The sequence below is a fragment of the Phreatobacter stygius genome (genome assembly GCF_005144885.1).
Taxonomy (GTDB): domain Bacteria; phylum Pseudomonadota; class Alphaproteobacteria; order Rhizobiales; family Phreatobacteraceae; genus Phreatobacter; species Phreatobacter stygius.
On the sequence record NZ_CP039690.1, the window covers coordinates 3,512,869 to 3,534,895 of the forward strand.

The 22,027-nt window shown below is 66.5% G+C and carries 24 protein-coding genes; 9 read left to right on the top strand and 15 right to left on the bottom strand.

The window, feature by feature from the left end; all coding sequences use genetic code 11:
- Positions 1-41 precede the first annotated feature (41 nt).
- On the bottom strand, positions 42-464 hold the full coding sequence (locus tag E8M01_RS16545) for an organic hydroperoxide resistance protein (protein WP_136961121.1): 423 nt from the start codon (positions 462-464) through the stop codon (positions 42-44).
- Between the two features lie 181 nt (positions 465-645).
- On the opposite strand from E8M01_RS16545, the gene E8M01_RS16550 reads away from it, so the two are divergent.
- On the top strand, positions 646-1,113 hold the full coding sequence (locus tag E8M01_RS16550; RefSeq protein ID WP_136961122.1) for a MarR family winged helix-turn-helix transcriptional regulator: 468 nt from the start codon (positions 646-648) through the stop codon (positions 1,111-1,113).
- On the opposite strand, the gene E8M01_RS16555 is transcribed toward E8M01_RS16550, so the two are convergent.
- Genes E8M01_RS16555 through E8M01_RS16565 form a run of 3 tightly spaced genes read right to left on the bottom strand, consistent with a single transcriptional unit; the run spans position 1,110 to position 5,214 of the window.
- The gene (locus tag E8M01_RS16555; RefSeq protein ID WP_136961123.1) at positions 1,110-2,543 is read right to left on the bottom strand and encodes a heterodisulfide reductase-related iron-sulfur binding cluster; all 1,434 of its coding nucleotides are present in this window, start codon (positions 2,541-2,543) and stop codon (positions 1,110-1,112) included. The two genes, E8M01_RS16550 and E8M01_RS16555, sit on opposite strands and share 4 nt — an antisense overlap.
- A gap of 6 nt (positions 2,544-2,549) precedes the next feature.
- A complete protein-coding gene (locus E8M01_RS16560; protein WP_136961124.1) occupies positions 2,550-3,728 on the bottom strand; it encodes an FAD-binding protein in 1,179 nt (392 codons plus the stop codon).
- 13 nt (positions 3,729-3,741) lie between these two features.
- The gene (locus tag E8M01_RS16565) at positions 3,742-5,214 is read right to left on the bottom strand and encodes an FAD-linked oxidase C-terminal domain-containing protein (RefSeq protein ID WP_136961125.1); all 1,473 of its coding nucleotides are present in this window, start codon (positions 5,212-5,214) and stop codon (positions 3,742-3,744) included.
- A 147-nt stretch (positions 5,215-5,361) separates the two neighbouring features.
- Between E8M01_RS16565 and E8M01_RS16570 the strand changes: the two genes are divergently transcribed.
- The 3 genes from E8M01_RS16570 to hisG all read left to right on the top strand — a co-directional run bounded on the left by E8M01_RS16570 (position 5,362) and on the right by hisG (position 8,492).
- Complete coding sequence (locus tag E8M01_RS16570) at positions 5,362-6,273, top strand: LysR family transcriptional regulator (RefSeq protein WP_136961126.1); 912 nt, start codon at positions 5,362-5,364, stop codon at positions 6,271-6,273.
- A 99-nt stretch (positions 6,274-6,372) separates the two neighbouring features.
- Positions 6,373-7,515, top strand: a complete 1,143-nt coding sequence (locus E8M01_RS16575; protein ID WP_136961127.1) for an ATP phosphoribosyltransferase regulatory subunit — start codon at positions 6,373-6,375, stop codon at positions 7,513-7,515.
- Positions 7,512-8,492: an ATP phosphoribosyltransferase gene (gene hisG / locus E8M01_RS16580; protein WP_136961128.1), complete on the top strand. Its 981-nt coding sequence runs from the start codon at positions 7,512-7,514 to the stop codon at positions 8,490-8,492. The genes E8M01_RS16575 and hisG overlap by 4 nt, the downstream gene beginning before the upstream one ends.
- Before the next feature lie 30 nt (positions 8,493-8,522).
- Here hisG and E8M01_RS16585 read toward each other — a convergent pair whose 3' ends face one another.
- The 5 genes from E8M01_RS16585 to E8M01_RS16605 form a co-directional block, all read right to left on the bottom strand.
- Positions 8,523-8,918 carry a hypothetical protein gene (locus E8M01_RS16585; protein ID WP_136961129.1) on the bottom strand — a complete coding sequence of 132 codons (396 nt, stop codon included), beginning with the start codon at positions 8,916-8,918 and terminating at the stop codon, positions 8,523-8,525.
- Positions 8,919-9,000: 82 nt separating this feature from the next.
- Positions 9,001-9,324, bottom strand: a complete 324-nt coding sequence (locus tag E8M01_RS16590) for an AzlD family protein (protein WP_136961130.1) — start codon at positions 9,322-9,324, stop codon at positions 9,001-9,003.
- Positions 9,325-9,335: 11 nt separating this feature from the next.
- Positions 9,336-10,070: an AzlC family ABC transporter permease gene (locus E8M01_RS16595; protein WP_136961131.1), complete on the bottom strand. Its 735-nt coding sequence runs from the start codon at positions 10,068-10,070 to the stop codon at positions 9,336-9,338.
- A gap of 143 nt (positions 10,071-10,213) precedes the next feature.
- On the bottom strand, positions 10,214-11,536 hold the full coding sequence (locus tag E8M01_RS16600) for an MFS transporter (protein WP_136961132.1): 1,323 nt from the start codon (positions 11,534-11,536) through the stop codon (positions 10,214-10,216).
- A gap of 164 nt (positions 11,537-11,700) precedes the next feature.
- Entirely contained in the window at positions 11,701-12,609 is a 909-nt protein-coding gene (locus E8M01_RS16605; protein WP_136961133.1) for a dihydrodipicolinate synthase family protein, read from the bottom strand.
- A gap of 666 nt (positions 12,610-13,275) precedes the next feature.
- Between E8M01_RS16605 and E8M01_RS16610 the strand changes: the two genes are divergently transcribed.
- Positions 13,276-13,941: a peroxiredoxin gene (locus tag E8M01_RS16610; RefSeq protein WP_136961134.1), complete on the top strand. Its 666-nt coding sequence runs from the start codon at positions 13,276-13,278 to the stop codon at positions 13,939-13,941.
- Positions 13,942-14,017: 76 nt separating this feature from the next.
- Positions 14,018-15,070 carry an MBL fold metallo-hydrolase gene (locus tag E8M01_RS16615; RefSeq protein ID WP_136961135.1) on the top strand — a complete coding sequence of 351 codons (1,053 nt, stop codon included), beginning with the start codon at positions 14,018-14,020 and terminating at the stop codon, positions 15,068-15,070.
- A 65-nt stretch (positions 15,071-15,135) separates the two neighbouring features.
- Here E8M01_RS16615 and E8M01_RS16620 read toward each other — a convergent pair whose 3' ends face one another.
- Positions 15,136-15,825, bottom strand: a complete 690-nt coding sequence (locus E8M01_RS16620) for a GntR family transcriptional regulator (protein ID WP_170181932.1) — start codon at positions 15,823-15,825, stop codon at positions 15,136-15,138.
- A 249-nt stretch (positions 15,826-16,074) separates the two neighbouring features.
- On the opposite strand from E8M01_RS16620, the gene E8M01_RS16625 reads away from it, so the two are divergent.
- Both E8M01_RS16625 and E8M01_RS16630 read left to right on the top strand, forming a co-directional pair.
- Complete coding sequence (locus E8M01_RS16625) at positions 16,075-17,493, top strand: M20 family metallopeptidase (protein WP_136961137.1); 1,419 nt, start codon at positions 16,075-16,077, stop codon at positions 17,491-17,493.
- Between the two features lie 194 nt (positions 17,494-17,687).
- Positions 17,688-18,365, top strand: coding sequence for a glutathione S-transferase family protein (locus tag E8M01_RS16630; protein ID WP_136961138.1), 678 nt, complete (start codon positions 17,688-17,690; stop codon positions 18,363-18,365).
- A gap of 29 nt (positions 18,366-18,394) precedes the next feature.
- On the opposite strand, the gene E8M01_RS16635 is transcribed toward E8M01_RS16630, so the two are convergent.
- The 5 genes from E8M01_RS16635 to E8M01_RS16650 form a co-directional block, all read right to left on the bottom strand.
- Positions 18,395-18,871: a GNAT family N-acetyltransferase gene (locus E8M01_RS16635; protein ID WP_136961139.1), complete on the bottom strand. Its 477-nt coding sequence runs from the start codon at positions 18,869-18,871 to the stop codon at positions 18,395-18,397.
- Positions 18,868-19,548 carry a leucyl/phenylalanyl-tRNA--protein transferase gene (gene aat / locus E8M01_RS16640; protein ID WP_136961140.1) on the bottom strand — a complete coding sequence of 227 codons (681 nt, stop codon included), beginning with the start codon at positions 19,546-19,548 and terminating at the stop codon, positions 18,868-18,870. Before aat ends, E8M01_RS16635 begins: the two co-directional genes overlap by 4 nt.
- Positions 19,549-19,594: 46 nt before the next feature.
- The gene (locus E8M01_RS35090; protein ID WP_170181933.1) at positions 19,595-19,753 is read right to left on the bottom strand and encodes a hypothetical protein; all 159 of its coding nucleotides are present in this window, start codon (positions 19,751-19,753) and stop codon (positions 19,595-19,597) included.
- An 82-nt stretch (positions 19,754-19,835) separates the two neighbouring features.
- Positions 19,836-20,252: a GNAT family N-acetyltransferase gene (locus E8M01_RS16645; protein ID WP_136961141.1), complete on the bottom strand. Its 417-nt coding sequence runs from the start codon at positions 20,250-20,252 to the stop codon at positions 19,836-19,838.
- Positions 20,249-21,268 (bottom strand): Bug family tripartite tricarboxylate transporter substrate binding protein, encoded by a 1,020-nt coding sequence (locus E8M01_RS16650; protein ID WP_215908896.1) that lies wholly within the window; start codon positions 21,266-21,268, stop codon positions 20,249-20,251. Before E8M01_RS16650 ends, E8M01_RS16645 begins: the two co-directional genes overlap by 4 nt.
- Positions 21,269-21,512: 244 nt before the next feature.
- On the opposite strand from E8M01_RS16650, the gene E8M01_RS16655 reads away from it, so the two are divergent.
- Positions 21,513-21,941, top strand: a complete 429-nt coding sequence (locus tag E8M01_RS16655) for a hypothetical protein (protein ID WP_136961142.1) — start codon at positions 21,513-21,515, stop codon at positions 21,939-21,941.
- Positions 21,942-22,027 lie beyond the last annotated feature (86 nt).

A 22,027-nucleotide genomic window follows, 5' to 3' on the forward strand; every position in this document is an offset into this window, starting at 1 on the left:
CTTCAGGCCCTTGCCTGGGTTCTTGCGTGTTGGCGGCCCGATCAGGCGACCGACAGGCGAACGTTCAGATTGCCGCGGGTCGCGTCCGAATAGGGGCAGACGACATGGGCCTTGGCGACCAGCTCCTCGGCAACCGCCCGCTCGACCCCCGGCAGGTTGACGGCGAGTGCCACATCGAGGCCGAAACCCTGGCCGTCGTCACGCGGACCGATGCCGACCGTCGCGGTCACCGTGGTGGTATCTGATACCGCCACCTTGGCCTTGCCGGCGACGAATTTCAGCGCGCCGAGGAAGCAGGCGGAATAGCCGGCCGCGAACAGCTGCTCGGGGTTGGTGCCGTCGCCGCCGCCGCCACCGAGTTCCCTAGGCGTGTTCAGCTTGACCGAAAGATGCTTGTCTTCGCTGGACGCGATGCCTTCGCGGCCGCCGGTAGCGGTGGCTTTGGTCGTGTAGAGAACCTTCATGGCGTTGTCCTTCCCGTGTCTTGGGCTCAGCATTGCCCCGTGAGCGGCGTTGTAAATTGCACGCAATTAAATTGTGCGCAACTTAAATTGCGAATAAAGGGCATGCGCAATTCGATTTTGCGCAATTGAAGTGCGTGCTCCATAATCCGCGATCGAGTCTTTGCCGCGCGAGGAGGCAGCCATGCCCGACCGGAATGACGGCCTGAATCTGGCCGACCAGCTGTGCTTCGCGGTCTACTCGGCGGCGCATGCCTTCAACCGTGTCTACAAGCCGCACCTGGACCGGCTCGGCCTGACCTATCCGCAATATCTCGCCATGTTGGTTCTATGGGAGCGGGACGACGTGACGGTGAAGGCCATCGGCGAGCGCCTCGCGCTCGATTCCGGAACCTTGACGCCGCTGTTGAAGCGGTTGGAGAGTGCCGGTTTGGTCCGGCGCTTGCGCGATCCCGCCGACGAACGTTCGGTCCGCGTGTCACTCACCGATCAAGGACGGAAGCTGCGCGACAAGGCGCGCGGCGTGCCCATCGCCATGGCCTGCGCCATCGGTCGAAGCCTGCCCGAGATCAGCCAGTTGAAGGACGAACTCGCTGCCTTGCGTGACGCTCTCGACGTCATTGCACACGAGGCTGCGGCGGAGACCGTCTAGCGCGACACCGCCGCCAGTTGCGCTTGCGCAACCTCATCGAGGCCGGCATCGGCCAATGCTTCCGGCCGCGGTCCGCCGGTCACCCAGTCGAGAAGCTCCACGGTGTGGACGATCGGGATCGGCTTTTCGCGCTCGGCGAAACCTTTGGCGATCTGGGTGATGCAGCCGATATTGCCGGTGGCGATCAGGTCGGGCCTGAGCTTTTCGATATTGCCGATCTTGCGGTCGCGCAGCCGCCCGGCGATCTCCGGCTGCATGATGTTGTAGATGCCCGCCGAGCCGCAGCACATATGGCCTTCCGGCGGCTCCTTGACGGTGAATCCCGCGGCTTTCAGGAGGGTTTTCGGCTGGTCCTTGATCTGCTGGCCATGCTGCATCGAACAGGCCGAATGATAGGCCGCAATCAGGTCGACCTGGCGTACCGGAGCGCCAAGGGTCAGGCTCGTCACATATTCGGTGATGTCCTTGGCGATCGCTGAAACCCGCCTGGCCTTGTCGGCATAAGCAGGGTCGTCGCGCAGCATGAAACCGTAGTCCTTGATGGTGGTGCCGCAGCCGGACGCGGTGATCACGATGGCGTCGAGACCGGCCCCGTCCATTTCCCTGATCCAGGCGTCGATTGCCTGTTTCGCCTGGGCGTGGCTCTGCTGCTCGCGGCCCATATGGTGGACCAGGGAGCCGCAGCAGCCTTCGCCTGCCGCGAACACCACTTCGATGCCATTGCGGGTGAGCAATCGCAGCGCCGCCTCGTTGATCGAGGGCTGCAGCACCGGCTGCGCGCAGCCTTGCAGGATCGCCACGCGGCCCTTGCGCGCGCCTTGCGCCGCATGAACCGCCGGCCGGTCGATCGGCGAGCGGTTCGGCAGTCGCTCGGGCGCCAGCGCCAGCATGGCACGGGTGCGTTTCATCAGGCCGATCTTGTCCGAGATCGGGCCGGCGGCGCGGCGCGCCAGCGCCACCGGCACGCGGCCCTTCCAGGTCAGCCGGGAGGCGACCCTGAGCGCCTTGTTGGCGACAAAGGCGCCGGCCAGAGCCAGCCGGAACCGGTTCGGATAGGGCAGCACCCGCGCCAGCACGGCGCGGACCAGCCGATCCTGCCAGGGCCGCGCATAGGTTTCCTCGATATGCGCACGGGCATGATCGACGAGGTGCATATAGTTGACCCCCGATGGGCAGGTGGTCATGCAGGACAGGCAGGACAGGCAGCGGTCGACATGTTTCACCACCTCGGCCGTCGCCGGCCGGCCGGTTTCGAACATCTCCTTCATCAGGTAGATGCGCCCGCGCGGTGAATCGAGCTCGTCGCCGAGCAATTGATAGGTTGGGCAGGTGGCGGTGCAGAAGCCGCAATGCACGCAGGTGCGCAGGATCTTCTCAGAGCTCGCAAGCTTCGGGTCGGCCAGTTGCTCGGCAGTGAAATTGGTTTGCATTGGATGTCACACGCCTGCGTACATGCGGCCTGGATTGAGGATGCCGTCGGGATCGAGGCTCGCCTTGAGCTTCTTCTGCATGGCCATCAGCGGCGGTGCCGGTGGATCGAAGACGTCGACGGCAAGCCGGACCGCGTCGGGCGCGCGGACCAAGGTGGCGTGGCCGCCGGCGGCTTTGGCCTGGGCATGGACGAACGATGCCTCGGCGTCGCCCGCGGGTTCGACCGCCGCCCAGATCAGCCCGCCGCCCCAGTCGTAGAACAGTCGCGCCCCGCGTCCCGCGAGTTTCGCGCCGAGCGCTGCGGCCTTGCTGGGCGCGACCGAGATGCGCCAGACCGCGGTCCCCGAGCCGGCATACAGGGCGGCATCGCGGATATCGCGCCAGAGTGCCGCGGCCTGGTCCTGCGCGATGGTTTCAAGCATGCCGAAGCGCTTCAAGAGCTTGGCAAGTTCGCCGCTGCGATAGGCGATCGAGGGCGCAAAGCCCTCGATCCGCAGGAGGGTGCGCGCGGCCTCGCCGCCGCCGGCGGGCAAATGCGCCGCGCCGGTCGGCTCGAATGGCGAGCCGAGCGCCGTCGACAGGGCTTCGATCGCCTGGATGTCGGTAAGCCCGCCCAACTGCAGGGTCGCTTCGCTTTCGGCGACCGGCAGCACCTTGAAGCAGATCTCATGGAAAATGCCGAGAGTGCCGTGCGAGCCAGCCAGCGCCTTGACCAGGTCCAGTCCGGTGACGTTCTTCATCACCCGGCCGCCGGACTTGATGTCCTCGCCGCGGCCGTTGACGAATTTCAGGCCGATCATCGAATCGCGCGCCGCGCCGAGATTGATCCGGGCAGGGCCCGAAACATTGCCGGCGGCGACGCCACCGACGGTCGGCTCGCCGGTCGTGCCGTAAAGCCTGCGATGGTCCATCGGCTCGAACGGCAGCCGCTGGCCCTTGGCAGCCAAGGCTTCCGTGACCTCGCGGAGCGGCGTGCCGGCGCGCGCCGCGATCACCAGCTCGGCGGGCTCGTAGAGCGTGATGCCGGTCAGTCCCCGGGTCGAGATTTCGGCGGCCGCCTGGACCGGCCGGCCAAGCCCGCTGCGGGTCAGGCCGCCGCCAATGGCGAGCGGCGTTCGGGCGGCGCGTGCCTCGGCGACGATCGCGGCGAGTTCGGCCGATGTTGTCGGGCGATGCAGGGTCATGATGCCAGGCTTTTCATGCGGCTTGCCGCGGCGGCTCGGCCGGTGCTCCGGGCAGTGGCTCCCGGGGCGCGTCGAGCGGAAACACCTTGGCGGGGTTGAGGATCCATTTCGGGTCGAGCGCCGACTTGATCCGCGTCTGCTGCAACAGGTCGGTGTCGTTGAACTGCTCGCGCATCAGGTCGCGCTTTTCGATGCCGACGCCATGTTCGCCGGTCAGGCAGCCGCCGACCTGGACGCAGAGCCTGAGGATGTCTTCGCCGGCATGTTCCGCCTTCACCTGCTCTTCCGGGTCGTTGACATTGAACATGACCAGCGGGTGCAGGTTGCCGTCACCGGCGTGGAAGACGTTGGCGACCCTCAGGCCATATCCCTTGACGATCCGGTCGATGCCCTCGAGCACCTCGGGCAGCCGGCCGGTCGGGATGGTGCCATCCATGCAGATGTAATCGGCGACCCGGCCGGTGGCGCCGAAGGCCGATTTGCGGCCCTTCCAGATCGCCGCCGTCTCCATGGCGGATTTCGACTCCTTGATCACCTTGACGTCGTGCGTCTTGGCGATGGTGACGATGCGGGCGAGCGTCGCGTCCATCTCGGCGTCCGATCCCTCCACCTCGATGATCAGCATGGCCTCGACATCGAGGGGGTAACCGGCATGGGCGAAGGCCTCGCAGATCTCGATGGCCTGCTTGTCCATATATTCGATGGCCACCGGGATGATGCCGGCGCCGATGATGTCGGCCACGGTCCGGCCCGCCTGGCCGATCTCGTCGAAGCCGAACAGCACCGGCCGGGCGCCTTCCGCCGAGCGCAGGATGCGCACGGTGACCTCGGTCACGACCCCGAGCTGGCCTTCCGAGCCGACGATCAGGCCGATCAGGTCATAGCCGCCGGAATCGAGCGCCTCGCCGCCGATATCGACCACTTCGCCCTCGACGGTCACCAGCTTGAGCCCGAGGATGTTGTTGGCGGTGACGCCATATTTCAGGCAATGGGCGCCGCCGGAATTCATCGCGACATTGCCGGCTATGGTGCAGGCGAGCTGGCTCGACGGATCCGGCGCGTAGAAGAAGCCGGCATGGGCGACTTCGCCCGAGATGGCGAGATTGGTGATACCAGACTGAACCCGCATGGTGCGGTCGGCGAAATTGGTCTCGAGCACCTGGTTCATCTTGGCGACGCCGAGCACGACGGCGTCTTCCTGCGGTATGGCGCCGCCGGCAAGCGAGGTACCGGCGCCGCGCGCCACCACCGGCACGCCCTCCTGGTGGCAGAACCTGAGGATCTCCGCGACCTGCTCGGTGGTCTCGGGCAGCACCACCACCATGGGCACGCGCCGGTAGGAGGTCAGCGCATCGGTCTCGAAGGCCCGGCGCTCGTTTTCTTCCGATATCACGCCTTCACCCGGCACGATCTGTCTCAGCCGGGCGATCACCTCGTCGCGTTTGGCGAGAACGTCAGGACGTGGCTCTGGAAAGGCGATGGTCATCGGTTCCTCCACAAAGGTCCGGACCCGACAGGTCCGCAGCGTCCCCCGCCCCTTTGATACCATCCAATATAGCGCGGTTCGGGACTGGCGGAACGCGATTGAAACGGCCAAGATTATTTCCTCAACGGAAAAGATGGACCACCTTTCGTGACGCCGCTTGCCGATCTTGAAGTGTTTGCCCGGGTCGTCACCGCCGGTGGCATGTCGGCCGCGGGCCGCGAAATGGGCCTGTCGCCGGCGGTCATTTCCAAACGCATCAAACGGCTGGAAGACCGGCTCGGCACGCGGCTCCTGCAGCGCACCACGCGGCAGTTGTCGTTGACCGAGGCCGGGCAGGGCTATTACGAGCGGGTGGTGGCGATCCTGGCGTCCATCGACGAGGCCGAAGCCTTCGTCACCCGACGCTCGTCGCTGGCGCGCGGCACGCTCAGGGTCTCGGCGCCAACCTCGTTCGGGCGCCTGCATATCGCGCCGCATCTCAGGTCGTTCCTGTCGGCCAATCCGGATCTGGTGGTCCATCTCGAACTGTCGGACAGCTTCGTCGACATTGTCGGCGAAGGCTATGACCTGGCGGTGCGCATTGGCGAACTCGACGATTCCTCCTTCGTCGCCCGCCGGCTGGCGCCCAATCATCGCCTCCTGGTCGCCGCCCCCGCCTATCTTGCCGAGCGCGGCGCGCCGGCAACCATCGCCGCGCTGTCAGGCCACGCGCTGCTGTCGCACAATACCGACACGTGGCGGCTCGAGGGTCCCGAGGGTAATCAGACGGTTCGCCTGCACGGACCGCTCAAGACCAATTCGTCGGAAGTCATCCGCGAGGCGACGCTGGCCGGCATCGGCATATCCCTGCGTTCGACCTGGGACGTCGGCCCGGAACTGAAGGATGGCCGGCTCAAGGTCGTGCTGCCGCAATGGCGCGCCTCGCGCCGGGTCGGTGTTCACGCGGTCTACCCGACGCGCCGTTTCCTGCCGCAGAAGGTCCGGGTGTTCATCGACTGGCTTGCCGCGCTCTATGGCCCGGTGCCCTATTGGGACGAAGGGCTCGACCTTCCGGCCTGAGCCGGCTACAGCAACCGCGAACAGCCATGGTCGAGCAAAGTCAGAACCTTTTCACTCGACCATGCGACACAGGACGCCTGATTTCTCTCCGGGTTGGTCATGACCACGCGCGCCGCCGCTCCCGCCCTTGATCTCAGCCTCGCCGCGCTGCTGGCAGAGGCCGGCTTCGCGCGCGCCGAGCCGCCGCTGCTGATCGCCGCCGATCTGGTCCGCGACCTGGTCGGCGAGGCGATGGCCCGCCGGTTGTTCCTGACCTCGGATGCCGACGGCACCGAGATGTGCCTGCGCCCGGATTACACAATTCCGGTCGTCCAGGCGCATCTGGAAAGCGCTCGGGCGGGCGAGGCGGCAGCCTATTCCTATCTCGGTCCGGTGTTCCGGCACCGGCCCGGCCTGCCCGGCGAGTTCGCCCAGGCCGGCATCGAACTGCTCGGCCGCGCCGATCGCGAAGCGGCCGATGCCGAGGTGGTGGCGCTCGGGCTCGAGGGCGCCAGGCTTTATGCCGATGGTCCGCTCGACGTCGCCATGGGCGATGTCGGCATCTTCCTGGCACTGCTGCGCGCGCTCGATCTGTCGCCGGCCTGGCGCCGCCGGCTGATCAAGGACTTCCGCCGCAACGACATGCTGGCCGACGACCTGAAGCGGCTGGCCGATCCCTCGACCCACGCGCCCGCCCATGCCGGCCTGCTCGCCGCGCTCGAGGGGGCCAACCCGAAGGCGGCCCATGCGCTGGTCACCGATCTCCTGTCGATCGCCGGCATCGCGACGGTGGGCGGCCGGTCGGCCGCCGATATCGCCGAGCGCTTCCTGGAGCAGGCGGCTCTCGGTTCGGGCGGCCTGTGGCCGGACAAGGTCGCGGTGGTGCAGCAGGTGCTGAGCGTCGAAGGCGACCCGGTCTCGGCCGAGCAGCAATTGCGGGCGATCGCCGCCGAGGCCAGGCTCGACCTTTCGGCGGCGCTCGATGCGCTGGCGCGCCGCAATGGGTTGCTTGCCGAACGCGGCGTCGACCTCTCGACGGTGCGGTTTTCGACCCATTTCGGTCGTGACGTCGACTATTACACCGGCCTGGTCTTCGAGATCCACGACGGCTCGGGCCAGGTCGAAAAGCCGCTGGTCGGTGGTGGCCGCTACGACCGGCTGACCGACATGATGACGGCACGGCTTGGCCTCGACCTCAAGGTGCCGGCGGTCGGCTGCGCCTTCTGGGTCGAGCGGCTCGCCGTCGCGGGAGGCCGCGCATGAGCCAGCCGTCGAGCCTCGTTTTCGCCATTCCCTCCAAGGGCCGCATCCTGGACAGCGCCCAGGGCTTTCTGGAGCGTGCCGGCCTGAAACCGGTGCAAGGCCGCGGCGTCCGCGACTATCGCGGCACCATCCCGGGCCTCGACGGTGTCGAGGTCGCTTTCCTGTCGGCTTCCGAAATCGCCCGCGAACTGGTTGCCGGTTCGGTCCATCTCGGGCTGACCGGGCTCGACCTGATGCATGAGGCGACGACCGATCCCGAGGCCAAGATGATCTCGCTCTCGGCACTCGGCTTTTCGCGTGCCGATGTCATCGTCGCGGTGCCGCAGGCCTGGATCGACGTGCGTTGCATGGCCGATCTCGACGATGTCGCGAGCCAGTTCCGCAGCCGCAACCGTTCGCGCATGCGCGTCGCCACCAAATATCTCAATCTGACCCGCGGCTTCTTCGACCGGCACGGCATTGCCGACTACCGCATTGTCGAATCGACCGGCGCCACCGAAGGCGCGCCGGCGGCCGGCGCCGCCGAGCTGATCGTCGACATCACCACGACCGGCGCGACACTCGCCGCCAATGCGCTGAAGGTGCTCGACGACGGCGTGATCCTGAAATCCGAAGCCCATCTGGTGGCCTCGCGCACCGCGGCCTGGAGCGAGCCGGCGCGGGCCAGCGCCCGCGACATGCTGGATCGCATCGCCTCGGAAGCGCGCGCCCGCAAGGTCCGCGAGGTTCGCACCCGCTTCAAGGCCGCCGACAACAAGCTGGTCGAGGAGGTGACGACCCGTTTCGGCGCGGCGGCACCGTTCGGCGGACCGACGTCGTCCGGCATGCTGACGCTGCATTGTCCGCCGCAGGCCTTGTTCGCCCTGGCGCGTTTCCTGCGCGACAAGGGGGCTGAGAGCGTTTCGGTCAGCGAACTCGACTATGTCTTCTCGGCCGAGAACCCGCTCTACGAGACGCTGGCGGCCGCGCTCGCCTGACCAGACCGCGCGGGAAATCCGGGCGGCGGATCAAACCGCATTGACGCTGGTCACCACGAAGGTGCGCAGCGCGCCGTCGTCATCCTTGATCGAGACATATTCGCCGATTTCGAAGGGGTGCTCGCCGAAGCGATAGCCGGCTTCGTCGTCGTCGGCGGCGGCCCCGTCATAGTCGAAGATCCAGGTGGCGCCCCTGGTGCCGCCCTGGCGATGGGTCAGCAGGCCGTGTTCGTCCGGTTCGCCGGCCCAGAACCGGCGCACCTTGCACAGGTTCTTGTGGGTCTTCCAGGCGGCCACGTCGATATGGCCGGCGCTGTTGAGCGGCGCAACGAACTCGTAGCCGTGACGTTTCGAGCCCTCCGGGAAGTCCTTGGAGCGGGCCAGGTTGAGGCGGATGTGATGAAAGCCGTGCGGCAGCATGGTCATGCGGTCAGGCCCTCGTGAGCGACATCCGCGATCGTCAATCATGCCATGTTTCATTAAGACTTGGGGCGCGGTCCGACCGGCGTCAAGGCAGGCCGAGCGCGCGCACCAGAATGGCACCGCCAAGGCCGGCGGCGAGCCCGACGACGTCGCGGCGCACCAGGATCATCGTGCCGGCGGCGCAGGCCATGCCAACCCAGGCGCTGATCCCGCCGCGCACCACCAGCGGCACGATGGTCGCCACCACGATGGCGCCTGGCAGCGCCTCGAGCGCGGCGCGGACGAACGGCGTCAGCGGCTCGCGGCCCATGATCCAATAGCCGAGGACGCGGATGAAATAGGTGGCCGCCGCCATGGCGATGATGGCGCTGATCGGCCCGATCAAACCTTGGTCCAGCCAGTCAGTCATGGTTCGGCCCGTCAGTCATGGCGGCGGAACAGTCCCGCCGCGACCGAGCCGGCGACGGCGCCGACGATGATGAACCAATAGCCGGAGACGAGTTGGGCGGTGACGACGGCGACGCCCGCCGCGACCGGCCAGACCAGCCTGTCGCGCTTCAGCCGGAACAGCCCGACCGCCATGATGGTGAACAGCAGCGGCATGACCAGATCGAGGCCGAAGCGCCGGGGATCGGTCAGCATGTAGCCGAGCACATGGCCGGGAACCGTCGCCACCACCCAGATCAGCCACATGAACAGGCCGGCGCCGAGGAACACGCCGGTGTCGCGACCGCCGTCGGCGCTGTAACGCGAGCCGATGACGAAATTGGCGTCGGTCAGGGTGACCAGGGCGAGATAGGGTGTGCCGCGCGGCATGCCGCGGGCGAGATAGGGCTGCAGCGCCGCGCCCATCAGCACCAACCGGAGATTGACCGCGAAGACCACGAGCACCAGGGCGGCCAGTGCCGGCCAGGTCCAGGTCGAGGGCCAGAGCTGCAGGGCGAGCAGTTGCGAGGCGCCGGCATAGACCAGAAAGCTCATCAGCGTCGCCTCGCCGAGGCTCAGGCCTTTCTCGGCAGACGCCGCACCGACCGCGCCGGCGGCCATCAGGATGCCGGGCACCATGGGCAGCGACAGTCTGACGCCTTCGACCATGCCGGCAAGGCTGAAGCCGGCTGGTGCGCTGGGGCTCGGAGAGGTGGACGAGGTCGGCATGGCTTGCGAGCCATGCCGTGTCGCGCGGCCCCCGTCCAGGCAGGAAACTGCAAGGGCGACGGGCGTTTTTCGCGGATGTCGGCGCGCGGGGCGGATTGCGCCGCGGCGTCCGATCGGGATCACGGCCAGGGCCGTGATCGGGGTCAACGGCCGAGGCGGCGAATGCTCACCACTGCGATCAGCGAGACCAGCGAGCAGCCGATGATATAGATCGCCACTGCCGACCAGTCGCCGTTGAACGTCACCAGGAGCCAGGTGGCGATCAGCGGTGCCGTGCCGCCGGCCAGCGCCGCGCCGATCTGCGAACCGAGCGTGATGCCGGTATAGCGGACCCGGGTGGCGAAGATCTCCGACATCAGCGTGCCGAGCGTCGCGTTGATCGGCGCCCAGATGAGCCCGACCGCGACGATGGTGGCGAGCGCCACGGCCCAATAGTGCTTGAGGTCGAGCAGCATGAAATAGGGGAAGGCGAACAGCGCCATCAGCACGGTGCCGGTGAGGAACACCGCCGGACGGCCGTAGCGGTCCGACAGCCGTCCCATGATCGGGATCATCATGGTGGTGATGATGGTCGCCACCGTGATCGAGTTCAGGATGGTGAAGCGCTCGATCTTCAGATTGGTCGTCGCATAGCTGACCGCGAAGGTGGTGAAGACATAGAAGGGCGCCGTCTCGACCACCTTGGCGCCGGTGGCGATCAGCACCTCGCGCCAGTGGTAGCGCAGCGTGTCGAACAACGGCACCTTGGCCACGTCACCATCACGCTTGGCCTTTTCGAACTCCGGTGTCTCGTCGATGCCGTTGCGGATCCAAAGGCCCAGAAACACCAGCACGGCGCTGGCCACGAAGGGCACGCGCCAGCCCCAGGACAAGAACTGGTCGTCCGGCAAGAGACTCATCAGCGACAGCGACAAGGTTGCCATGACCAGGCCGAGCGGAATGCCCATTTGCGGGATCGAGCCGAAGAAGCCCTTGCGTTCGGCCGGCGCATATTCATAGGCCAGCAACAAAGCGCCGCCCCATTCGCCGGCAATGCCGAGGCCCTGGATCGCCCGCAGCGTGACCAGCAGGATCGGCGCCCAGACGCCGATGCTGTCATAGCTCGGCAGGAGGCCGATCAGCACGGTCGAGCCGCCCATCAGAGATAGCGTCAGGACCAGCGTGCGCTTGCGGCCGATCTTGTCGCCGATATGGGAGAACAGGAAACCGCCGAACGGCCGGATGAAGAAGGTCAGCGAGAACGACAGGTAGGACAGCATCAACCCGACGACCGGATCGAAATTCGGGAAGAACAGGCGGTTGAAGGCGAGTGCCGCGATCGTGCCGTAGAGAAAATAGTCGAACCATTCGATCGCGCTGCCGGTGAGGCTGGCGATCAGCACGCGGCGTTCGACGCCGCCGATGGCGGGCATGGCGGGTGCCGGCGCTGTCGCGGCGGGCAGGACGGAAGCGTTGTCTTTGAACATGATCCCCTCATTCTGTTCAACGGATTGTGGCGAGCCGGCTGGCGCCGGGCTTGATGCGCAGTCCCGTGGTCGCGCGACGGTTTCGGTCGGGCGGCCGGGCTTCTTGGTTGGCGGGTAGCAGAGGCGGGACCGCGTCAGGCGCGGCCCCGTCGGCTGTGCCGCGATCAGGCCGCGCGCTTCTCGCGCGCGGCGAGATCGGCGATCGTTCGGCTGATCACGGAGATGACCATCTCGCGCTCGGCGCCGACCAGCGGCAGGCGCGGCGCGCGTGTCCATTCCGGCGCGCCATAGACCAGGTGTTCGGCCATCTTGATGTACTGGACAAGCTTGACATGGGTGTCGAGATGGAAGGCCGGCGTCATCAGGCGATAGAGGCCGAGCGCATCGGCGAAGCGGCCGGCGGCGCAGAGATTGAAGATCTCGACGCATTCTCTAGGCCAGGCATTGGTCATGCCCGATACCCAGCCGATGGCGCCGAGCGCCATGCTCTCCAGGATCAGGTCGTCGACCCCGCAGAAGATGCGGAAGCGGTCGCCATGGGCGTTGTAGAGATCGGTGATGCGGCGGATGTCGCCGGTCTCTTCCTTGATCGCGACGATGCCCGGCGTACCGGCGAGGTCGGCGAGGATCGCCGGCGTGACGTCGACGCCATAAGCGATCGGGTTGTTGTAGATCATGATCGGCAGGCCCGAGGCGGCCGCCAGCGACTTGTACCAGGCGGCGGTCTCGCGCGGATCGGTCTTGTAGCCGAGGCTCGGGAAGGCCATCAGGCCCTCGGCGCCAAAGCGCTCGAACAGGCGGGCGGACGCGGCCGCGGCGTCGGTCGAGATCTCGGCGAGACCTGAGAGCAGCGGCACCCGGCCGGCGACCACTTCCCGCGCGGCGCGGATGACGGTTTCCTTTTCTTCCATGCGCATCGAGGCATTCTCGCCGAGCATTGGCAGCACGATGACCCCGGAGACGCCGTTGCCGATCAGGCGGTCGATGCTGGCCTGCGTCGCGGCGAGATCGATCGCGCCGTCCTGCTTCAATTTTGTCGTCACCGCGGGGAATACGCCGGACCATGTGGCCATGAAGATCTCCTGAAGGCCTTTGGCGCCGGCATCACCGCGATGCTCGGCATGCACCAAATTGGATCCGATTTTGCCATTTTTGCGGAGCGCGTCAAGCGCTGTCCAAGATGCCTCAATATGCTGAAAATCCCGCACATCTGTTGGTCAATGTGCTTGAATTTCGTTTGCTGCGAGCGCTTCGAAGGCGACGACGGGGCTGAAAATGGGCGAAAATAGCGACATTTTGGATACAATTATGGCAAATGCTTTTGATCTCGGAGTGATGCACGGCGCGTTGAACGATCGTTCCGGTGCAGGCAGGGCGTGCGGAACCGGGGCGCTGCGGCGGGAATCAGGCGGGGCGTCTTGCGGCCGACGCCAATGCGAGCGTCTCGGGTGGACGGCACCGTTCAGGGGCATGTCGCGGGGCGTCGGCTCGTGACGGACGGTCGGGCAAAGGCCAAGACGCGCGCGTCGGCTCTTGAGTCGGGACAGGCGAAGCTGTTACGATAATACCAGTTCGAGCCGAACATTGTCCCTCGCGGGAGGCGCTGCGCGCTGAAGCTCGTCGATCTCGCGTTCATCAGGCTTTGCAGTCGGTCGGTGCTCGGTTCGGGCCCGTCAAGCAGAGGCCGGGGTGAGGCCCTGGAAGGGCCGGCCCCCCGAAGATGCGAAGGGAGACTGGCCATGACTCTCCAGATCGGCGACATCGCGCCCGATTTCGAAGCAGAGACGACCCAGGGGCGCATCCGTTTTCATGACTGGATCGGCAACTCGTGGTGCGTGCTGTTCTCGCACCCGAAGGATTTCACGCCGGTCTGCACGACCGAGCTCGGCTACATGGCGAAGATCAAGCCGGAGTTCGACAAGCGCGACGTCAAGGTCATCGGTCTGAGCGTCGATCCGGTCGAAAATCATGCGAAATGGGCACGCGACATCGAGGAGACCCAGGGATTCGCACCCAATTATCCGCTCATTGGCGACACCAACCTGAGCATCTCGAAGCTCTGGGGCATGCTTGCCGCGGCCACGACCGGTGATGCAACGACACGCACGCCGGCCGACAACCAGACCGTCCGCAACGTCTTCGTGGTTGGCCCCGACAAGAAGATCAAGCTTGTGCTGGTCTATCCCATGACGACCGGTCGCAACTTCGACGAAGTGCTGCGGGTGATCGATTCGCTGCAACTGACCGCCAAGCACCGGCTGGCGACACCGGTCAACTGGAAGCAGGGCGAGGACGTCATCATTGCCGGCTCGGTGACCGACGACGAAGCCCGGCAGCTCTATCCGCAAGGCTGGAAAGCGCCGCGGCCCTATATCCGCATCGTGCCGCAGCCGGGCCGGGTTTAGGGCCTGACAAGGGGGCGCGGCGGTCGTAGTGGAGGCCTCACGACTGCCGGCCGACCATGGGCGTGGAGGCCAGGTCATGATCTTCCGGCAGCTTTTTGACCAGACGTCGGGAACCTACAGCTATCTCCTCGCCAGCCGGCGCGGCGGCGAGGCGCTGATCATCGATCCCGTGCTGGAAAAGGTGGATCGCTACATCCAGCTGTTGCGCGAGCTGGACCTCAAACTGGTCAAGGCGGCGGACACCCACCTTCACGCCGATCATATCACCGGCCTGGGGGCGCTGCGCGACCGCACCCATTGCATCACCATCATGGGCGAGCAGAGCGGCGTGGACGTGGTTTCCATGCGCGTCTCGGAGGGTGACAGGGTGAAGATCGAAGGCCTTGCGCTGGATGTGCTCTACACACCCGGCCATACCGACGATTCCTATAGCTTCCTGTTGCCCGACCGGGTCTTCACCGGCGACACCCTGCTAATCCGCGGCACCGGGCGCACGGATTTTCAGAATGGCGACCCGCGTGCCCAGTATGAATCGATCTTCGGCAAGCTGCTCAAGCTGCCGGACGAAACCCTGGTCTTCCCGGCGCATGACTACAAAGGCGACATGGTCAGCACGATCGCCGAAGAGCGAGCTTTCAATCCGCGGCTGCAGGTCGCGTCGGTCGATCAATATGTCGACCTGATGAACAGCCTCCATTTGCCGAATCCGAAGATGATGGACGTCGCGGTGCCGGCCAACATGCGTGTCGGTCTGGCCCAGGCCGAGATCGCCCGGCGCGGCTGGGCGGTCGCGCCGGGCGATGCCATGGCGCTGATCGGCCAGCCGGATATCGTGCTGGTCGATCTGCGCGAGCAGCAGGAGCGCGACAAGCACGGCACCATTCCCGGCTCGCTGCACGCGCCCTATTCCGATCTCGAGGACAATGTGAGGCCGGGTGGCCTGCTGCACGAGCTCGTCGCTTCGACCAGCAAGCGCCTGGTCTTTTATTGCGCCTTCGGGGAGCGTTCGGCGATGGCCGTTCAGGCGGCCCAGGATGCCGGGCTTGCATCATCCTGCCATATCGAAGGCGGGCTCGGTGCCTGGAAACAGGCGGACGGCCCGGTGGCGACCGGCCGCCGCCACGGCTGACAGGGCAAACCGAGGCCTCGCAATGCCTCAGGCCGGCATGGCGAGCGGCCGCTGCAGGCGGGCGATCATTGCGGCTGACCGGTCCGCCGGCGCCGCCTGGGGCGCTTGGCCATTGCCGATTGCCGCGCGGTTTCGACACTCTCGGTCAAGCGGTCCGCGACGTCGAGAATATGCGCTTCCAGAACCGCGACCGCGCGATGAAGATCCTTGGCCCGGCAGAGCTCCAGGATGTGGCGATGGTCCGCCTGAGCCTTTCGCCGCCCGTCCGTGACCTTCATGTGCATGTAGATATAGCGGTCGGTGCCTTCGTGGATCTTGCGGATCATCGCTGTGATATGATCGCGCCTGGCCGGCCGGTACAGCCGCTCATGGAAGCGCCAGTTCATTTCCCCCCAGGTCTCGATGCCGGAATGGTCCATCTCGGCGATGATGGCTTCGGCCTCCGCCAGGTCCTCGTCGGACATGAAGGGTATGGCGGCGGACAGCAGCCAGCTTTCGACCACCGCGCGCAATTCGAAGGTCTGCCGGATCTCGTCGAGCGAGAGTTCGGCCACCACGGCGCCGGAATGGGAGACAATTTTGACGAGCCCTTCGACTTCGAGCTGTTTCAGCGCCTCGCGCACCGGGATCCGGCTGACCCCCAGTTCGGTGGCGATCTTCTCCTGCCGGAGCGCCACGCCCTCTTCGAGCACGCCCGAGAGAATCCGGTCGCGAAGGATCCGGACGACCTCTTCGGCTGCGGTCGCGCGCGTCATGGACTGCCCTTTCATGCGAGGTCGATCTCCCCGGCGATGGCCATTCAGGGGCGATGATCCGGGCATTGCTGTCCGGCACCGCCGCCTCTCAATCAATCAGATTGCGCCGGCCGGCAATCCCGGGCGGCGCGCTTGCCGCCGGCCATGCGCCGCATGTGCAGGACCTGCACGGCTGCCAGGGTGCGCGCGAAGCTGGACTTCGCCAGGCCGGATTGGGACAATGGCGCAACATCATCAAGCGAGGTCGGAATGGACAATCGTAACGAGTTGTGGCGCCACGTCGACGCCTCGAAGGACCGGCTGATCGAGCTCAGCGATCGGGTCTGGGGCATGCCCGAGGTTTGTTATACCGAGGCCCGTTCGGTCGCCGAACATGTCGCGGAACTCAGGCATCAGGGCTTTCGTGTCACCGAGAACGTCGCCGGCATCCCCACCGCGGTGATCGGCGAGGCCGGCGAGGGCGGTCCGGTGATCGCCTTCCTTGGCGAATATGATGCCTTGCCCGGCTTGAGCCAGGAGGCCGGCGTCGCCGAACACCGCCCGGTCGAGGCTGGCGGTCACGGCCACGGCTGCGGCCACAACCTGCTCGGCTCGGCCGCGCTGCTGGCGGCCACCGCGACGAAGAACTGGCTGGCCGAAAACAAGATCCCGGGCCGCGTGCGTTATTATGGCTGTCCGGCCGAAGAGGGCGGGGCGGCCAAGGCTTTCATGGTACGGGCCGGCGCTTTCGCCGATGCCGATGTCGCCATCTCCTGGCATCCGTCGAGCTTCTGGGAGGTGACGCCGCCCTTGTCGCTGGCCAATACCCGCGCCGATTTCCTGTTCACCGGCCGCACCGCCCATGCCGCGGCCGCACCGCATCTCGGCCGCAGCGCGCTCGACGCGGTCGAACTGATGAGCGTCGGCGTCAATTACATGCGCGAACACATGCCGAGCGACGCACGCATCCATTATGCCGTGCTCGATACCGGCGGCATCGCGCCCAACGTCGTCCAGGCGACCGCCCGGGTGCGCTATTCCATTCGCGCCCGTGACCTGCCCGGCATGCTCGAACTGGTCGAGCGGGTCCACAAAGTCGCCAAGGGCGCGGCGATGATGACCGAGACCGAGGTCGAGATGCGCATCGTCAGCGCAGTCTCCAACGTGCTCGGCAACGGGCCCTTGGAGAAGGCGATGCACTCGATCCTCGAGGAGCTCGGCCCGCCGCATTTCGACGAACAGGACCGGGCTTTCGCCAGCCAGATCCGCTCGACCCTGTCGGCGCAGGACATTGCCGCGGTCTATCGCTCGATCGGCTTGCCGGAGACCGATGCGCCGCTCGCCGATTTCCTGGTGCCGCTCGATGCGCCGCGCAATCCGGCGATCGGCTCGACCGATGTTGGCGATGTCAGCTGGGTGGTGCCGACCGTCCAGGCCCATGCGCCGACGGTCGCCATCGGCACGCCGTTCCATACCTGGCAGGTGGTGGCGCAAGGCAAGGCCCCGGCCGCCCACAAGGCCATGGTGCAGGTGGCAAAGGCCATGGCGGCCACCGGCGCGGCGGTGTTGACCGACCCGGCGCTGCGCGCCGCGGCAAAGGCCGATCTCGCCGAGCGGACCCGCAAGACGCCCTATGTCAGCCCGATCCCGGAGGCCGTGGTGCCGCCGTTGACCATGTCGCTCGGCTGAGCCCGTTCAACCCCTGCGTCGCGGTTCGGCCGCGGCGCAGGATCATCTCTTCGGCCCCGCGAATTTGCCGGAATTTTCTCTCCGCGCCCGCTTGGTTCGCGCGATGTCGGTGCCCACCTAGAATTGACCTGCCGGCATCAGCCGGTCTCCAGGCCGTTCTCCTCGCACCGACACGCCCCGCAGAAAGCGACCCCATGGCCAAGCTTACGCTGATCAGTTTTCCGACCTGCCCCTATGTTCAGCGCGCGATCATCGCGCTGAAGGAAAAGAACGTCGATTTCGACGTCGTCTATATCGATCTCGCCAACAAGCCCGACTGGTTCCTGGCGATTTCGCCGCTCGGCAAGGTGCCGGTGCTGAAGGTCGAACGGCCGGGTGAGAACGACGCCATCCTGTTCGAGAGCTCGGTGATCGTCGAATATATCGAGGACACCGCCGCCGGTGCGAAGCTGCATCCGGCCGATCCGCTCGAACGCGCCCAGCATCGTGCCTGGATGGAATATGGCTCGACCGTCCTCGCTGACCTGTTTCGCCTCGGCACGGCCAAGACCGACGCCGAACTCGGCGCTGCCAGGGACGCGGTGACCGCCAAGTTCAAGCGCCTGGAAGACACGCTCGGCCAGGGTCCCTATTTCGCCGGCACCGCCTTCGGTTATGTCGATGCCGTGTTCGCGCCGGCCTTCCGGCAGATCGACGCCCTGGAATCCGCCGTTGAGGCCGGCTTGACCAGGCCGTTCCCGAAAGTCGCGGCCTGGCGGGCGGCGCTGGCCGCGCGGCCGAGCGTCAAGGCGGCGGTGCCGGCTGACTACCAGGCGCTCTACCTGACCCGGCTGCGCAACAACGACGCCCAGGTGCTGAAGCTCGCCGCCTGACGACGGCTTGGCGGGTCGAGCCGTGCCGCTCAGCCCGCCAGCGCCTTGCGGAAGCAGAACTCCCAGCTCTCGCTGACATCGGCGAGATAACGCGAGACCGGCTCGCGGCTGAAGCCGAGCTTTTCGTAGAAGCCGTGGCCGCGGGTGAAGCGGGTGTCCGACCAGAGCACGATCTCGCGGGCGCCCTTGGCGCGAACCAGCGCCTCGCCCTCGGCGAACAGCCGCTGCGCCAATCCCGAGCCGCGCGCATCGGCCGCGACATAGACCTTGAACAGTTCGGCGATGCCGGGCGCCGAGGTCATTGTCGCTGCGAGCGACCCGACGAGTTGGTTGTCGTTCTCGGCGATGAACAACTGCCCGCCATGGGTTCGATAGTGGCTGGCCGGCGCCCTGAGTTCCGGAAATTCGTCATCGAGGAACTGGCAGCCGGGATATTCCGCGAAGACGCGGGCGATCAGGCGGGCGAGGCGCGTGCCATCGGCATCGGTCGCGGGGCGGATGATCATAATGCGATGGTCCTCGTCGCCTGGATGACGGCGAGCGCGTCTTTAGGGGCGAGCGGCGCCGGCGTCCAGGTCGCGCCGGCCGCGACCGCCTCGTCGAGCAGCCTTTGATATTGCCGCCGTGGCAGTTCGATGGCGCCGAGCGAACGCAGGTGGTCGGTGACGAACTGGGTATCCAGGAGCCGGAAACCGCCGGCGATCAGCCGCGCCACCAGATGGACCAGCGCCACCTTCGAGGCGTCGCGCTCGACATGGAACATGCTTTCGCCGAAAAAGGCCGCGCCCAGCCGGACACCATAGAGGCCGCCGACCAGCCGCCCGTCCTGATAGGCCTCGACCGTGTGGCAATGGCCCATGGCGAACAGCGCGCCATAGAGCGCACGGATGCGGCCGTTGATCCAGGTCGTGCCGCGCCCGTCCGCCGGTGCGGCGCAGGCATCGATCACCGCCTCGAAATCGTGGTCCATGCGGATCTCGAACCGCCCGGACTTGACGGTGCGGCCGAGCCGCGACGGCACGTCGAAGCCGTCGAGCGGAATGATGCCGCGCCGGTCCGGTTCGACCCAGTAGAGGCCGGGATCGTCAGCGCCTTCCGACATCGGGAAAATGCCGCAGGCATAAGCCCGGAGAAGCACCTCCGGAGTGATTGCATTGGCGAGGTCGTCGGTATGGCGGGTCATGGCGCGCTAATTTTACCGCAGTTCGCCAGCCGCGGGGAGACCGCCGTCAAGGCCTTCGCTCGGTGGCCGGCAGCAATTCGCGATAGGCGGCGGTGAAGCCACCGGAATTCATCCCCTTGATTTCGGCGGCCCCTGCCGTTGTCGACAGCAGCAGCACCGTCAGCATCAAGGCCAGGCAACGTGCGATGATCGAGGCAGGTGTCATGGTCGATCCCCCGTCAAACCCGCGCGCCGCCCGATCCATGCACTGAACGGCACGGCCACGGGCGGTTCGCCGGCTCTCCGGATCAGCCGGCGAAACCTTTCTCGAAGACGATCTGGCCGTTGTCGGCGAGACCGGTCGCGGCCCAGCCGTTCAGGCGATAGAACCGCTCGGCGCGGGTGCCATGGCCAGTGGTCAGCCAGGCCTTGCAATGGCCGGCACCCTTCAGCGCGGCGCAAGCCGCGGCGAGCAGGGCCTGGCCGGCGCCACGCCCTTCGAAGTCCGGATCGATGAACAGCGCGAAGATCGAGCCGTCGCGCGGGTCGGCCGATGAGAACCCCTGGATCGTGCCGTCCTGATCCCAGACCCAGAAGCCGTCGCGATCGATCAGCCATTCGACCTGGTCGACGATCTTGGCCGGCTGGGTCAGGCGGTTCTCGCGAACCGCCATGCGAATCTCGCCGATCCGTTCGAGGTCGGCGCGGGTGGCAACCCGGATCATTGCTTTTCGATACCCGCGATGGTTGCCGCCTGCATCCATTTGGCTGCTTCCTCGCGGACCCGGGCGCTCAGTTCTTCCGGCGAGGACGGCGCGACCTGCATGCCGAGCGCAGCGGTCAGGGCATTCTGCAATTCCGGCGACTTGGCCGCTTCGCGCACGGCGGCATTGAGTTTGGTCACCACCTCGGCCGGCACGTTGGCCGGGGTGAACATGGCGAACCAGGCAATCAGCTCATAACCCTTGAGGCCGGCGGCCTCGTCGACCGTCGGCAGGTCCGGCATCTGCGGCGAACGGGTCGATGAGGTGACGGCCAGCGCCCGGACCGTGTTGGCGCGCACCTGCGGCAGCATCACGCCGAGATCGGCGGTGAACAGCGTCACCCGGTTGGCGATCAGGTCCTGCATGGCGGTCGGGCCCTGGCGATAGGGCACATGGGTCATCTTGATGCCGGTCATGGCCAGCAGCATTTCCGTGGAGACGCGCTGGGAGGCCGAGGCGGACGCAAAGGTCAGGTCGTTGCGGGTCTTGGCCAGCGCGATCAGCTCGGCGAGCGTCCTGACCGGAACCGCGTTGGACACCGCGACGATCAGCGGCACCGAACAGAGGAACGACACAGGCTGGAAATCCCGGTGCATGTCGAACGGTACGTTGTTGAACAGGGCGGGCGCCGCCGCATTGGTCGAATTGGTGCCGATCAGGATGGTGTAGCCGTCGGCCTGCGCCTTGGCGACCGCATCGGCACCGATCATGCCATTGGCGCCCGGCCGGTTCTCGATGACGATCGACTGGCCGAGCAGCAGGCTCATCCGGTCGCCGAAGGTGCGTGCGACGATGTCGGTGGCGCTGCCGGCGGCGAAGGGCACGATCGCGCGGATCGGCCGGTTCGGATAGTTCTGCGCAGCGACGGGGCCTGCCGTGACAAGCGCGCCGAATGCCGCCAGCGCGCCGACCAGCGCCAGTGATTTGACCAGCATCAAGCTGCCGAACGCCCGCGCCTTGCCCGTTGCCCTGTTCATGTGAAACCTCCCGTGATCATGCCGTCGGGCGACTGCTGCGCCCGTTGCCGTTGAGGGCGGACCCTAGCCCGGATTTTTCGCATCGACCATGGCCTGTATGGCTGTCGCCGGGGCCACGGCGAGATGGCGTTGTTTCCCGGTCACGGTCGATGGCCATATGCGCTTGGCAAGGCGCGAGGTTCTTGGCCGGATCGCGCGGCTCGCCTAAATCTCGGCCGATCGAAACGCTTCCCCGGAAACGCCCATGCGCCGCGCCGCCCTCGTCCTTGTCGCCGTCCTCACCGCTGCGCCGGCCCTGGCCCAGGGCGCCGAGCAATTTGTCGGGCGCTGGGGTTTCGTCTCCTATTGGAACGATGCCGACCGGGCGAAGTCGATCGCCGGCGCGCGCGGCTCCTGCGGCCATCCCTATGTGATCGCGCGAGGGCCGAACGGCGGCGCCATGATGCATGCCGCCGATGCCGCGGCGCCCAGCGAATTGCGGCTCGTCTCGGCCAATGGCAAGACCTATCTGGTGCCGCCGGGCACCGTCGAACCCGGCAACCGCGCCAATCGCGAACTGATCGTCGTCGACGCCAATACCTTCATCACCCGCTACACCCATGACGAAGCGCATGGCCGCTACGGCATGATGGTCTATGCCCGTTGCGGCGGCGGCGGCGCGAACCGCCGGTAGCGGCGCGCCGTCCGGATCATCGATCAGGCCCTGTCAATCGGCCGGAGGCAGGCTAAGCTTCTCGCTGAGATACTCACCGGAGACGA